We start from the raw sequence: 13592 nt of genomic DNA on the forward strand, positions 1-13592 counted from the left end.
GCCAGAGGTCATCACCGTGATCCGTGGCGAGGACATGCCCAAAATGATAAAGCCCATCTACGACGATATGGTGAACGTGGGACCGGTCGGGGGGTTGAGGGAGCTGTTCGAGGCCTCTTCCATAGCAGTGGTGGGGGCCTCAAGATCGGAGGGCAAGATCGGTCATGTGGTTCTCAGGAACATCATCGGCTCCGGCTACCGCGGGGCGCTGTACCCGGTGAACCCCAAGGCGGACAACATCCTCGGCCTGAGGACGTACCCGGACGTATCCTCGATACCGGGTGAGGTGGAGATGGTGGTGATCACCGTTCCCAACCACGCCGTTCCCCAGGTGATGGAGGATGCAGGAGAGAAGAGGGTGAAGGTGGCCGTGGTCATCACCGCCGGCTTCAAGGAGACCGGCAGGAAGGGCGCGGAGCTGGAACAGCAGGTGGGGGAGATAGCCCGCAAGCACGGCATCCGTGTGCTGGGCCCCAACTGCCTAGGGGTCATCAGCACATCCAACGGCATGAACGCCACCTTCACCAATGACTATCCGAGGGAGGGGTCGGTGGCCATCACCTCGCAGTCCGGGGCTATCTGTTCGGTGGTGCTGGACTGGGCCCGGGCGACCAGGATCGGCTTCTCCAAGTTCGTGTCCGTCGGCAACAAGCTGGACATCGATGAGGCGGACCTGATGACCTATCTCAAGGATGATGAAGGCACCAGGGTCATCGGCATGTACATCGAGGGCATGGCCCGCGGCCAGGAGTTCATGACGGCTGCGAGGGCGGTGACGCGCGAGAAGCCGGTGATCGCCCTCAAGGCAGGTCGTACCGCCTTCGGAGCGAAGGCGACCTCATCCCACACCGGGGCCCTTTCGGGCAGCGACCAGGTCTACGAGGCCGCCCTGGCGCAGTCAGGAGTAATACGCGTGGACACCATCGATGAGCTGTTCGACCTGCTCCAGGCCTTCGGAACGCTCGCCCTCCCGCAGGGAGATGGGCTGGCGATCGTCACTAACGCCGGTGGCCTGGGCGTTCTCGCAGCAGATGCGGTGTCCGATCACGGCATAACCCTGGCGTCCTTCACAAAGGAGACGGTGGAGCGGCTGGCATCGGGTCTGCCGGAGGAGGCAGGCCTGTACAATCCCGTGGACGTGATCGGGGATGCGGACTCCGCCCGCTTCGAGCATGCCATCAACACCGTGATGGAGGATCCCCATGTGCATATGGTCCTGGCCATGCTGGCGCCCACGGACATGCTGGACGTCACCAGCGTGGCGAGCACCATCGCCGCCTTCTCCGGGACCACCCGGGTACCGGTGGCCACGGCGTTCGTGGGCGGCGAGGATGTGGCTAAGGGCTCCCGCATACTCATGGAGGCCGGTGTGCCCTGCTACCAGTCGCCGGACCGAGCCGTTCGGGCCCTGGCAGCGATGGTCGACTACAAGGAGATGCAGGACCGCAGGACCGAGCGCGATGCGCCGCCCGTGCTGGGAGATCAGGCGGCAGTGAGGAGGCTGCTGGACCGGGTAAGGGCGGAAGGCCGGACCGCGCTCACCGAGAGCGAGGGGAAGGAGATCCTGATGGCGTACGGAATGCCCGTCCCCCCCGAAGGAGAGGCGCGTACCGCCGATGAGGCGGTCAAACTTGCCCACGTCATCGGCTACCCCGTGGTCATGAAGGTATCTTCCCCGGACATAGCCCACAAGACCGATGTGGGAGGCGTGGCCGTCAACCTGCGGAGCGATGACGAGGTCCGCCGAAGCTACCAGCTCATGATGTCCCAGGTACGCTCACGCATGCCCATGGCGCGGATAAACGGGGTCACCGTGGAGAAGATGTTCAGTGGACGGGAGGTCATAGTTGGCATGGTCCGCGACGAGACCTTCGGACCGGTGATGACGTTCGGTCTGGGCGGAATATTCGTGGAGGTCATGAAGGATGTCAGCCACCGCGTGGTACCGCTTACGGAGGAGAGCGTGGACGATATGATACGCTCCATCAAGGCATATCCTATTCTGACGGGTGCCCGGGGCCGCCGTCCGGCCGATGTGAACGCACTCAAGAGCATCATCTTCGGTGTGGCCCAGATCGCCCTGGACTTCCCGGAGATAACTGAGTTCGAGATAAACCCCGTCATGGTCGGTGACGAGGGCCAGGGTTGCGGCGCGGTGGATGCGCTGGTGACCATAAAGAGGGTGAGCTGATGAAGACCCTGTTTCTAAGTTCCGTGGTGGAGAGGTCTGGTAAGAGCATGGTGACCCTGGGGCTGGCCAAGAACTGCCCCGTCAAGGTGGGATACTTCAAGCCGTTCAAAGAGGTCGTGATGAACGTGGACGGCAAGGTTGTCGATCAGGACGCCCTCCTAATGAAGAGGGCGCTGCGCCTGACGTTCGACGAGGAGGAACTGTGCCCTCTGACGTATGATATCTACCAGCCGGTGGGAATGGAGGATATCCTCAAGGCCTACGATAAGGTCAAGGAAGGAGCGGAGGCCATGCTGGTAGAGGGCACCCGGGACATAACCACCGGCTGCATGGGGTCGGTCTCAGGGATGACCATCGCCCAGGCCATGGACGCCCAGGTGGTGCTGGTCTCATCGGCCCAGATATCTGCCCTGGACAAGATCTGCATGCTGCGGAGGCTGATGGACCAGTATCCAGTGCATTTCCGGGGAGTGGTGCTCAACCAGGTCGAGGACATGAAGATGGGCAGGCTCCTGGAGAGGCGGGGCATCCGCGTGCTGGGGATGATCCCTCCGGTCAAGGAGCTGCGCGCCTTCCGGGTGAAAGAGGTGGCCGACGCCATAGGGGCCGAGGTGATCAATGGCGACAGGGGCATGGACGGGATGGTGGAGAGGGTCCTGATAGGGGCCATGACCATAGAGACGGCCATGCTCCACATGCGCCGGGTCACGAGAAAGGCCATCATCACCGGGGGCGACCGCACCGACATCCAGATGGCCGCCCTGTCCACGGACACGTCCTGCCTGGTCCTGACCGGCGGCATGTTCCCGTCCAAGACGGTGATGACCAAAGCCTACGAGGTGGGCGTCCCCATCCTGGTGACACGACACAACACCATGGAGGCGGCGGAGATGATAGAGCATCTGATCGCCCGCATCGACCCAGAGGATGGGACCAAGATATCCCAGATCGCGGACGTGGTGAAGCGACATGTGGACCTGGAGGCGGTGTGGGGGGATTGAGCCAAGATAAAATGGTAAATATACTGCCAGGAGAATCTGGTCCAGACTACACTGGGGCTAAACATGACGACCAACGCAGCACCTAATGAGGGAGAGCGGCACAAGTTCCCGAAAAAGCACCTCGTGACCGGTGAGAGGATCTTATGGGAGGGGAGGCCATCCATCGTGGTTTACTTCCTGCGCTCGCTCCTCCTATTCGTCTTCGGTGGCCTGTTCGGGGTTATGGCGATCCTGCAGAGCAATCAGGAAGTGGACCTGGCGAACCTAGGCACATTCCTGGCATTGTTGGCCATGCTGCTGCTGGTCGTGCTCATGGTAGGGGTGCACCGCAAATGGGGGTTATTATCCGGCCTGATCTCTGTGGCGATAATAGTTCTCGTCGTCCTTAACGTTCATGTCAACGGCCTGGTGTACTTCATCCCCATGATAATCGGCCTGCTGGCCTTTGCCATAGAGTACTTGATATGGTCCCACACCTTCTTTGCGATCTCCGATCGCAGGATCATGACCCAGTATGGCATCTTCAACATAATGTTCGCCGACACCCAGATAGACAGGGTGCAGAACGTGACGGTGGTGCAGCCTCTCATCGAGCGCATACTGGGGTACGGGGACGTGATGTTCGCTACCGCGGGCGAGATGGGTGGCATACAGAGCAGCGACCCCCGGGAGATGATGAAGTCCGGTGGCGCCATAGTCTGGGATAATATCCCCAAGCCCTTCCAGGTCCGTAAGGTCGCCGAGGAGATCATCTTCTCAGCGAACCGGAGGCAGACGGTGCAGTACGTCCCCGCTCCTGCCCCGACCTACGTTGCGCCTCAGGTCGTGAGCCAGCCAGCGCCGGCCTATGCCCCCTCCCAGTCCGCTGCTCAGCCAGCGCAGACCTACGCTACTTCTGCGCCCGCGGTGCAGCCAGCCGCATCTACGGCAGCTCCGTCTCAACCGTCCATACCCACGGCGGAGGCCGAGGAGAGGATGATAAAGCTCAAAGAGATGCGGGACAAGAACCTGATCTCCGAGGAGGAGTACCAGCAGAAGAGGAAGGAGATCCTGGGGCGGTTCTGAGGTCGCCCCGGTCCATTTTTCTTCAATACTCGATGGCGCTGGTGCCGTCCTCAAGCTCCTTTATGGTGATGACATTGGTCATCAGGTCCTTGGTGTCGTCGATGTGCGTGATGAGGATGATCTGATGGAACTGCTTCTCCAGACGGTTCAGGGTGGTCATGATGTTCCTCTTGCGAGTGTGGTCCTGGGAACCGAATATCTCATCCAGGATCAGGAAGTTGATGTCGTTGCCGGAGCGGTCGGCCAGCAGCCTGGAGATGGCCAGCCGCAGGCTTAGATTGGCCAGGTCCCCCTCGCCTCCCGAGAACCGGCTCAGCGGGTACTTGTCGCCACCGTCGTAGATCTGCATCTCGTAATCCTCGTCCAGCTCGATCCCCCCGTAGCGGGAGTCGGTCATGTCAGTGAAGAGATGGGAGGAGACCTCGGAGAGGGTGGGGACCACCCGTTCCATGACGTTCTGCTTGAAGTCCAGCATCACCTTCTCCAGGGTTGCCAGCTGCTCCACCTTGGTGGCTCGGAGAGACACTCCCCTCTCCTTCTCCAGGACCTCATCCAAGGCCACCTTACGGTCGTCCCTTCGCCCGGCGGCCAGCTCCAGGGCCATGGCCTTGCGGGACACCTCTGCATACGCCGCCTCCCGGGCATGGAAGGCAGCATCGTACGCGTCCCTGGCCGACTGCAGCTCCTGGGGAAAGAACCCTACCGCCGCGAGTTCCTCCTCTGCGCTCCTCAGCTCCCTTTCGAGAAGCTCCATCGATGACCTCCTCTCCGCCATCCTCTGCTCCAGGTCGGGGAGGTTGGAGCACTCTCCCCTCAGCTTCTTGGCCCTCTCGGCGAGCGGTCTCAGAGCGGTGATACTCTCCCTCACCTCCCTGTGCTCCGAGGGGTCGAAGCTGACCTCACCCATGGACTCCATCTCCTGCACCGTCCTGGCCAGATCGGCAGAGAGTTCGTTCGATCTCTGCTCGAAGCCTTCCACGCGAGCGGACAGCGTCCTCTCCCGGTCGACGTCGTCCTGCAGCTTCTTCTTCCTCTCCTCCAGTAGCTCCTTGCGCCGCCTTGCCTGCTCCGTCTCCTCCCGGATGTCCTGAAGCTCACAGTCCAGCTGGTGGAGCTGGGCGGATTTCTGGGAGCGCTCCTCATCCAGCTTGATGACCAGGTGGTGATGGTGCTCCCCCAGGGGCCGCTCGCAGGTGGGGCAGATGCTCTCCGGCCCCAGACGTGACATCTCCTTGGTCTTGGTGCCCAGGTCATCTGTCTCGCGTTGCAGCCGCTGCCTCTCCGATCCTAGTCGGGCCAGGGACTCCCTCCTTTCTGCGAGGGTCTGGTCCAAAAGCTCCAGATTGGACGTCACCCTCATCAGGCTGTCCTGGGGGCCCTTCAGCGTGTTAATCTCCTCCTGGGCGTTCGTCCATGCCTCATCGTTCTTACGTATCTCGTCGCGGATGCGGTTGATGTTCTGAGCTATGGCCTTCCTTCGTTCGTATCGCCCCAGGCCCTCGTCCATCAGTTCCTTCCGGGATATCAGGGCCTCCAGCTCCTTCTCCTGCTGCTCCAGCGACGGCAGGGCGGCGAGCCTCTGCCTGATCTTGCGCACATCCCCGTCCAGAAGCTCCAGGGCCCGACGCCCCTCCTCGACCTCCTTCCGCTTGTCCAGGGCCCGACGCTCCACTCTCCTGTGCTCCTCCTCCTTAAGGGAGAGCCATTCTCTCCTGCCTTTTGTTGCTTCCAGTTCCGTCTCCCTGGCCCTCGCTTCCTCGTTGGCGGTTGCCATCTCCTGATGCAGCTCGGCGATCTGGGACTCTAGGGAATCGATCTCCTCGCCCAGGACGACCTTGCGCTCCCTGCGGTCCGGGGTCATCAGCTGCTCGTTGACCGCTTGTAAGAGCTGCCGCTCGCTCTTAACATCCCGGCGGATCCCGTCCACCACGTCCTGTAGGACGTCCAGTTGGAGCATTCGCATCACCAGCCTCTTTCTGTCTGCGGGGGTCAGAGCAGATAGGGCGGATAGGTCCTTCTGCCGGGCGAACACCGAGATGAAGAACGCCTGGTGGTCCATACCCAGTATTTCCTCGATCTTCTTCGTCACCCCGCGATCGCTCTTGGCGATGACGCCGCCGCCGGCCATAAGCTCGGCCTCGGTCTTTAGGTCCTTCCCCCGCAGGGAACGTTTGAGCCGGTACTGGACCTGGCCCAGCTCGAACTCCAGTTCCACAGCGCAGTCCTCATGGGGCCCTGCCCCGCTCCTCTTGATGCCTTCCTTCCCGCTGCGGCTCTCGCTGCGGTTACCATAAAGGGCCCAGGAGACCGCCTCAATGAGAGTGCTCTTGCCGGCCCCGTTGGGTCCCATGATTCCGATCACGCCCTCAGGGAACTCCACCCGGGCATGCCTGAACTTCCGATAGTTTATCAGCTCCAGGTAGATCAGTCTGATCCTTCCAGCCCCCTCTTGAGGTACTCCAGGCCGCACAGCTTGAGCGTGTCCTTGTCAACATTGTCGATGGGATAACGGTCCAGATACGACACGAACTCCTCTTCCAGGGAGGTCAGGGCGGAGGAGCCTACCTGGATCGAGACCCCCTCCTGGACGACCTCGAACTTGGGCTCGAAGTGCGCGGCCCGGGCGGCCAGGTCACGGAGTCGCTTGAAGTCCACCGTCACATATAGGGATCGGCTCAGGTTCTTGACCACCAGCCTTACAATCTTGTCCTCCAGTTCCTGAGACAGGAGGCCCTCCAGTTCCTCCTTCAGCGTTGTCGGCTCCATCCCTCGTGCGTCCACAGGGCCCAGGTCCAGCATGGGGCGGGTGGGCAGCTCGCGGAAGGTCCTGCTCCCGGCCTCCAGGTCCAGGACGTAGAAGCCCTTAGGCTGTCCCGCCTCCGAAAAGGAGAAGCGCTCGGTGGAGCCGGAATAGGCCGCGTTACTCTTCACATCGTAGCGCTGGTGGTAGTGGCCCAGGGCGATGTAGTCCATGTCGTCCCGGAGGTAACCAGTGTCGACCAGCTGCTCGTTGAACTCGTTCATCTTGAACTCGCTGAACCCCACCACGCCAGCATGGAGCATGGCGATGTTAAAGCGTGTCGCATCGCTCCTCTGGATGAGCGGTAGCTGCTCCTTGAAGCCCTCCCCCTCGGAGTGGGGCACGGCGTGAACTGTGAGGTCCCCGATGACGATCCTCTGATACTCGCCTCGATAAACTGGATATATGCCATCAAGGTGCTCGAAGAGCCGGAAGGCGCTGCCTGTCTCCCTCAGTCGGGGAGTGGAGTGGTTGCCGGCTATGATCACCACTGGTATCTTCGCCTGCGACAGTCGCACCAGCTGCTCCAGGGCGAAGCTCAGGGCACGGTTGGACGGCCTCACGGTGTCGAAGAGATCGCCGCTGTGCAGTACCACGTCGGGTCGAAGCTCCAGGACACTGTCCACGAACGCCTCGAACGAGCGGTATGTGTCCACCTCACGCTGGTTCAAGCCCTTGTAAGGACCGTCCTTCTCGCACACCTTGCGGTACGCGGAGAAGCCCAGGTGAGTATCCGCCACGTGAACGACCTTCAGATCGACACCCTCGCCGAGCCCACAAAGCTGACGCTCCGCTTTAGTCTTTTTCCCCAGTTGCCCGAAGTTGCCTCACCAAACTATTCACATTGACTCTGTCAGTAGAATCCCCTGTCCGGGACCGTTCGTGTGGACGCTAACTTCTCCGTCCCCATCGCCGGCACACTCGCCAGGTACTCCTCATAGAGGTGGATCTTCACAGGCACCGCGAAAGGTGTGAACGGGGACGCTATCAGCGCCTCCCCTGGCATCAGCATCTGGATCTCGTTCTCCAGCTGGGAGATGTCCTGCTTAGCGGAGTTCTTCAGTATGTCCCGGTCCTTGCGGTCTGCCAGGCCGAGGACGAAGAGGGTGTTGAACTGGGATATGATCTCGCTGTCGATCAACTTAGGCTGCTGGGACACCGCGCACAGGCCGGTCTTGAACTTCCTTCCTTCCCGGGCGATCTGCGCGAAGATGCTCCCCTTGGCCTCGGTGAGAACACGCTGCGCCTCCTCCAGGGCGATGAGCACTGGTGGAAGCTTATCGAACCTCTCCTTATCTCCGTAAAGCTCCTTGTTCCTTTCAAAGATGGCCCGCGAGAGCACCGTGGAGATGAGAAGCTCCTCGGTCTCGAACATGTTGGACGTGTCCACCAGGACGACCTTGCAGTCGTGGAGGGAGTCGATGATGTTCTTGGTGACGGAGAGCTTGGGGTCCCTGGTGACCAGGTCAAGGCGGAAGAGGTTCTCCAGACGACGCTTTATCACGTTGATCGTACCCTCGTGATATTTCTCCCCCAGGTCCTTGTTTATAGCGGCCACCGAGCGGTCGTTCAGCTCCACCAGCCAGTTCTCACCGTAGCGGTACTGGGCGGACTGCATGCACTCCTTCTGGGGCTCGGTGAACTCATAGAGATTCTGTAGGTCGGCGATCTCGATCTCCGAGGAAGCGAGGTACAGGCTGTTATATGGGCCATCCAGTTTCCGGGAGGAGAACACCACCAGGGCATCAGGACGTCCGGCGTGCTTCAAACCCCTCTTCTTGGCCTCGCCGCCATCATAGTACTCGCCGTGAGGATCGAGGATGAGGAAGCCGTACCTGCGTATGCTCATGCACGACAGGGCCAGGTTCTTCATGAGATTGCTCTTGCCCATACCCGTTGTGGCGAAGATGCCGATATGGTGTGGTATGGCCTGCCCCGTGATGCCTACAGGAAAGTCCAGGACCTGGTCCCCGGAGCGAAGGTTGCCCACCTGGATGTCGCCGAGGCTTTCCTTCAAGAACTCATAATCACGGATATCGGTCCGGCGCACCTTGGAGAAGTGGTGAGGAATGGTCTTGGTCTTCCGGAAAGTGCTCCCGATGCAGCCCAGGGGGATGGAGATACCTGCACAGAAGAGCTTCCCCTTGATGCGCTCGAGGTCGAAGACGTCCATCTCCGCATCCTGCTTTAATGCCTGGCCTGCGTGGGTCACCAGCCAGTCCTTCTCATCGGAATCGGCCCCATGGAATATGTCCATGACCCGTATAAGGTAACGGTCCGTAGAGGTCTCGTTCTCCACCACCAACATCTCCCCCACCTGCAGGGGCTCTCCGAAGTTCATCCTGAACCGCGTTTCCATGACGCTGTTACCTACAACTCGACCAATGTGCATAGGTGATCCCTCTCCTCTCAGCTCCCATGGTCAATGACCATGGAGTAGAAAAAGGGATTCGCACTACCCCTACGCCTCATTCTAGCGGTAACGTTAATATTGACGATCTCGAAATATTTCAATCTCAACGGTTAAACCAGGTCCCGATTCCTCTTATCTGTCTGCAGGCAGAGCAACAGTCTTCCCAGTGCATGCATCATCCAGGCCTGGCCCCAACGCATATACGGGATGCGGTTACTGATGAGCCCGCTCTGTTGGTAATAAAAATAACCTGACGGGCTTTGCATGTTCTGAATGGTCCATCTGGCTATCTTACTTGCGAATCGAAGATGCTCAGGATCGTATCGGCCGAGCTTGGAGAATGTCAGTATTCCCTGCGATTGATGGTGTATGTCCGTTGGCATTAACCATGGCAAACGCCAGTAGGCGCGTCCAGTAGGGTGGAACTGGGCGTTCCTATAGAAGTTAGCCCCATTTTCCAGAGCCGAACGGTCCTGGGGACGGTGAAGCCCGGAGCACTCCATGAATTCAGCAAGGGATGTTAGGATGAAGCCTTGATGGAAATCGATCTGCATGCGTTTGCTTCCAGTTTTAGGATCATAGCTGTATGCCCATGAGCCGTCCTCTTCCTGATGTGCGAGAAGATGATCGATGGCCCGTACCGATCCCTCCAAATAGTCACTCCTTCCTGTATGATGGTACATCCTGGAGAGCAGAGCAGCTCCTAGGGCGTTCGCGTTATGGACCGCATGTTGATCGATCGGCGTATAACTGTAGCATATGCCATATTCATCTTCCAGGACGTTCAGGTCCTCTAATATGAACTCACACACGCCCTGTGCGGCCTGGATGTACTCCGGGTCCTTGGTGATGGAGTAGGCATCAAGGAGGGAGTTGCCCACGAACGAGGATACGACTATCGTAGGTAATCCCGGTTCTGAATACCTGGTCACGTCCTGCCATGGGAAGTTGAAGCCCCAACTGTAACCATGGTATCTCTGGCTCCTTGACCTCATCAGGCCATCTACGATGAGGGCAGCATTTGATTCGAACGTGGTCTGAGAGATGAGCCCCGCCTCTCTCAGGTCGCAATATGAGCTGAGGAACAAAGCCAGAGCCTTAGGATTCCTACCTTTCTCCACTTTGAAAACCTTTCTGAGGTTTAACGGTGAATAGACCATCAGCTGGGTCACTGCAACCTTGAGATACCGTCCGGGTATGGTCCGAAGGAGAGGTGAAAGTAGCGCGTCATATGGATCGAAGCCCTCATAGCTTTCCTTTTTTACGTATCCATCCAGGTCTAAGATCGAATGTTGAAACAAACTCAATTCGTCAGAGCTAGTTATATCTTGATTTCTGGATAAGGTCGATGACATCAGCTTTAACCTTCTTGCTTCGGGAAAGGTCAGGGCGATTATGTGGCCGTGGTCTTGACATAACGTATTCCACGATAGCCTTGGGATCTCTGGAGTGTATCATCTTTCCTTCATCAATTAATCTTTGGTCCACGGATAATAGTTCGTTGCTAGGAAAGAAGGATACCGATGTCTTTCCCATGCAAGCCGCCTCCCTCGCCATGGTTCCGGAACCCGTGAGTACGGCCATTGAGTGATAACAAAGGTCAAGGCCGTTCACAGCCTTATCAGGAATGTATGCATCAAGGCCTTTAGCGAAATCTGCATCTCCCTTGTCCCGTGGCAGATATATGACCTTTATGTCCTCAGCTGCGAACAATTTTATTATCTCAGGAACGAGGGTGTGGAGCTCCTTCACATAGAATGAAGATAGGGCTTCTGGCCTAAGGACGACGTAGTTGTCGAATTGAATACTATCCTTGAAGTGTGGGTCAGGAGAATAATCAGCGATGTACACATCCTCCTTGAAACCATCATATGTGTAGATAATATTCTGGTCTACATGCTGCGAGAATGCATCTAAGCATGCTTGAGGTATTATGATACGATCCGCCCGGTCCTTGATCATTGTTTCCAGGTCTTGCATGTAAGAGCGTTTTTGGTAGAATTTAAGGTCATTATCGCAAAGGAGGATGGACCTCTTCCCCCTGACCTTAGAGACCGTGACGCTCATGCCGTTCTCGAAGGACAGAGATTGATCGAAGTCATCAAGGGTGCTCATCAAGGAGAGGGTACGTCCGACCATCGCCAGTGATTTCCAGACCCTTAAGCTATGGTCCGCACCTACAACTTTGCCTTCGATGCCGAGCATCCTCGACAGCTCCACCGTCTCCGCCCTTTCCCGCAGTGTTATCTGAACCTCCTCGTCAGGGAGTTCCTTAAGAATGGAACTAAAGAAAAGAGCGTGTGATGGATTGATTATGTCTATCCATAAGCTCATTTTGTTCCACTCAGATGGAGATACGTTGTTCCAGGGTCCCTTTTATCTTGGGTTCTACAGTTTCCTCAATACTCGGAATTCCTTTTATCATTTCGGGACGTCCGAGAACCTTCACATCAAAACCGGATTTTTTCCAGGCCTCATGATCAAGGAAATTGCGGGTGTCCAGCAGGAATTTATTCCTTACACGAAGTTGCTGAGGGTTTATGGCTCTGAATACCTCATGATCGGTAAGAAGTACTACGCAATCGCTCTCAAACGTGGCGTCCTTCAGCTCCTCCAGTGGATAGTCGAACCTCTTCACGAGAGGATCATGGACTCGGATAACATATCCCTCGTTCAAGGCCAATCTGATGAATTTCATTGCGGGGGTCTCTCTCGCATCGGAGATGTTCCCCTTATACGCTACTCCTAAGACGGTAATGATCGGGTGCTCCACGTCCTTAACGATGGATTTGACCATATTAAGAACGATATTTGGCATATTGTCATTCACATCTCGTGATGCCTTGATCAACTGGCAATTATTGGGGTTGTTGGTCAAAAACCATGGATCGACCGCTATGCAATGACCTCCCACCCCTGGACCAGGCTTTACATAATTGACCCGTGGGTGTTTGTTCGCCAGCTCTCTTGCCTCCCAAATATCGATATTGTTGTCCTCAGCGATCTTTGCCATTTCATTGATAAGGGCAATGTTGACATCACGGAATGTGTTCTCCATAACCTTGGTGAACTCGGCCGTGTTCATGTTCGTCAGATGGATGGTGCCTTTTACGAACGATGAATACAACAGCATCGCTTTGGTTGCCGATCCGAGGTCCTTTCCCCCGACGATGCGGTCGTTATGGACCATTTCGTGTATCACATTTCCGGGCAGCGCACGCTCGGAGCAGTAAGCAACAAAGAACTGGTCAGATTCCAGCCCGCTCTTCTTTAATATGGGGATAACCAGATTTCCCGTGGTGCCGGGGGGAACAGTGGATTCGACAATCACCAAGTTACCCTCCCTTAATTGAGGAGCTATCATTGCCGCAGCATTCTTCACGCAAGTTAGATCGGCGACCCTAAGTTCTCCGTCAATAGGAGTTGGAACGCAGATAAAAAAAGCATCCGCTAAGGGCACTTCTAGCTGGGCATGGAACCTTTCTGAGGCTCGTCTGAAAAGGTTCAACATCATCGGTTCCTCGATCGAAACGACGTTCATGTTAAGCTTCTCTATCAATGACTTGTTAACATCAACGCCTATGACCTCATGTCCAGCATCGGCCAGAAGAAGCGCTGTTGGTAGACCAATATAGCCCAACCCAAGAACGCATACTCTCATTCTGCCCCCCCCAATACCTTTAATTTGGCGACACTCATGTTATTTAGTCCTCGCAAGTTATTCAATTTAGGCTAGGGTGTTGGTTGGAAGCACAGACTATTTATTTATTCCTACTTTATCAATTTTAATATTATAGCATGTAGTCAGTAATAACTAATCAAGTAATCGAGGTAGTATTTAAATCGCATTAATGAAAAAAAGGATACTATATATAATAACTCAAAGCACGCGTAATCCCGCCCATCAAGCGTTTAACTAGGAAAAGTCGCCTCGTGAAGATACCCATCGACAACCCTGATTCTCAAAATGAGCTTTAGAAAGTAGCCTCCTACCAGGATAGATTTATGACGGTATGACAGAATGTCGAAGTGGATGGTAAGGGACATAGTCCCCCTGGGGGTCAGCGATGGTAAGGGGAGGCCAAGGTTACGTGCCGTGGGCATCGGGGGCGCGGGATGCAA

9 protein-coding genes are annotated in these 13592 nt (G+C 56.9%); 3 read left to right on the forward strand and 6 right to left on the reverse strand.

Translation table 11 applies throughout. From position 1 onward, the window contains the following. Window positions 1-34 precede the first annotated feature (34 nt). The 3 genes from GXX95_07660 to GXX95_07670 all read left to right on the forward strand — a co-directional run bounded on the left by GXX95_07660 (window position 35) and on the right by GXX95_07670 (window position 4257). Window positions 35-2191, forward strand: a complete 2157-nt coding sequence (locus GXX95_07660) for a CoA-binding protein (GenBank protein NLT38017.1) — start codon at window positions 35-37, stop codon at window positions 2189-2191. Next, entirely contained in the window at window positions 2191-3192 is a 1002-nt protein-coding gene (locus GXX95_07665) for a phosphotransacetylase family protein (protein ID NLT38018.1), read from the forward strand. Before GXX95_07660 ends, GXX95_07665 begins: the two co-directional genes overlap by 1 nt. A gap of 63 nt (window positions 3193-3255) precedes the next feature. Next, window positions 3256-4257, forward strand: coding sequence for a PH domain-containing protein (locus GXX95_07670; protein NLT38019.1), 1002 nt, complete (start codon window positions 3256-3258; stop codon window positions 4255-4257). A 22-nt stretch (window positions 4258-4279) separates the two neighbouring features. On the opposite strand, the gene GXX95_07675 is transcribed toward GXX95_07670, so the two are convergent. From GXX95_07675 to GXX95_07700, 6 genes are all read right to left on the reverse strand, one after another. Continuing rightward, window positions 4280-6727 (reverse strand): SMC family ATPase, encoded by a 2448-nt coding sequence (locus GXX95_07675; protein ID NLT38020.1) that lies wholly within the window; start codon window positions 6725-6727, stop codon window positions 4280-4282. Beyond that, window positions 6682-7797, reverse strand: a complete 1116-nt coding sequence (locus GXX95_07680; protein NLT38021.1) for a DNA repair exonuclease — start codon at window positions 7795-7797, stop codon at window positions 6682-6684. Before GXX95_07680 ends, GXX95_07675 begins: the two co-directional genes overlap by 46 nt. Window positions 7798-7910: 113 nt before the next feature. Continuing rightward, the gene (locus GXX95_07685; GenBank protein ID NLT38022.1) at window positions 7911-9416 is read right to left on the reverse strand and encodes an ATP-binding protein; all 1506 of its coding nucleotides are present in this window, start codon (window positions 9414-9416) and stop codon (window positions 7911-7913) included. A 164-nt stretch (window positions 9417-9580) separates the two neighbouring features. After that, on the reverse strand, window positions 9581-10591 hold the full coding sequence (locus GXX95_07690) for a hypothetical protein (protein NLT38023.1): 1011 nt from the start codon (window positions 10589-10591) through the stop codon (window positions 9581-9583). 196 nt (window positions 10592-10787) lie between these two features. Then, entirely contained in the window at window positions 10788-11804 is a 1017-nt protein-coding gene (locus tag GXX95_07695) for a DUF354 domain-containing protein (protein ID NLT38024.1), read from the reverse strand. 10 nt (window positions 11805-11814) lie between these two features. Continuing rightward, a complete protein-coding gene (locus GXX95_07700; GenBank protein NLT38025.1) occupies window positions 11815-13131 on the reverse strand; it encodes a nucleotide sugar dehydrogenase in 1317 nt (438 codons plus the stop codon). Window positions 13132-13592: the final 461 nt, after the last annotated feature.

The organism is Methanomassiliicoccus sp. (genome assembly GCA_012719175.1).
GTDB lineage: Archaea > Thermoplasmatota > Thermoplasmata > Methanomassiliicoccales > Methanomassiliicoccaceae > UBA6.

Coding starts and splice junctions, on each gene's coding strand:
- GXX95_07685 (NLT38022.1), bottom strand. CDS start 9,416: ATGGAAACGCGGTTCAGGATGAACTTCGGAGAGCCCCTGCAGGTGGGG.
- GXX95_07670 (NLT38019.1), top strand. CDS start 3,256: ATGACGACCAACGCAGCACCTAATGAGGGAGAGCGGCACAAGTTCCCG.
- GXX95_07700 (NLT38025.1), bottom strand. CDS start 13,131: ATGAGAGTATGCGTTCTTGGGTTGGGCTATATTGGTCTACCAACAGCG.
- GXX95_07695 (NLT38024.1), bottom strand. CDS start 11,804: ATGAGCTTATGGATAGACATAATCAATCCATCACACGCTCTTTTCTTT.
- GXX95_07665 (NLT38018.1), top strand. CDS start 2,191: ATGAAGACCCTGTTTCTAAGTTCCGTGGTGGAGAGGTCTGGTAAGAGC.
- GXX95_07660 (NLT38017.1), top strand. CDS start 35: ATGCCCAAAATGATAAAGCCCATCTACGACGATATGGTGAACGTGGGA.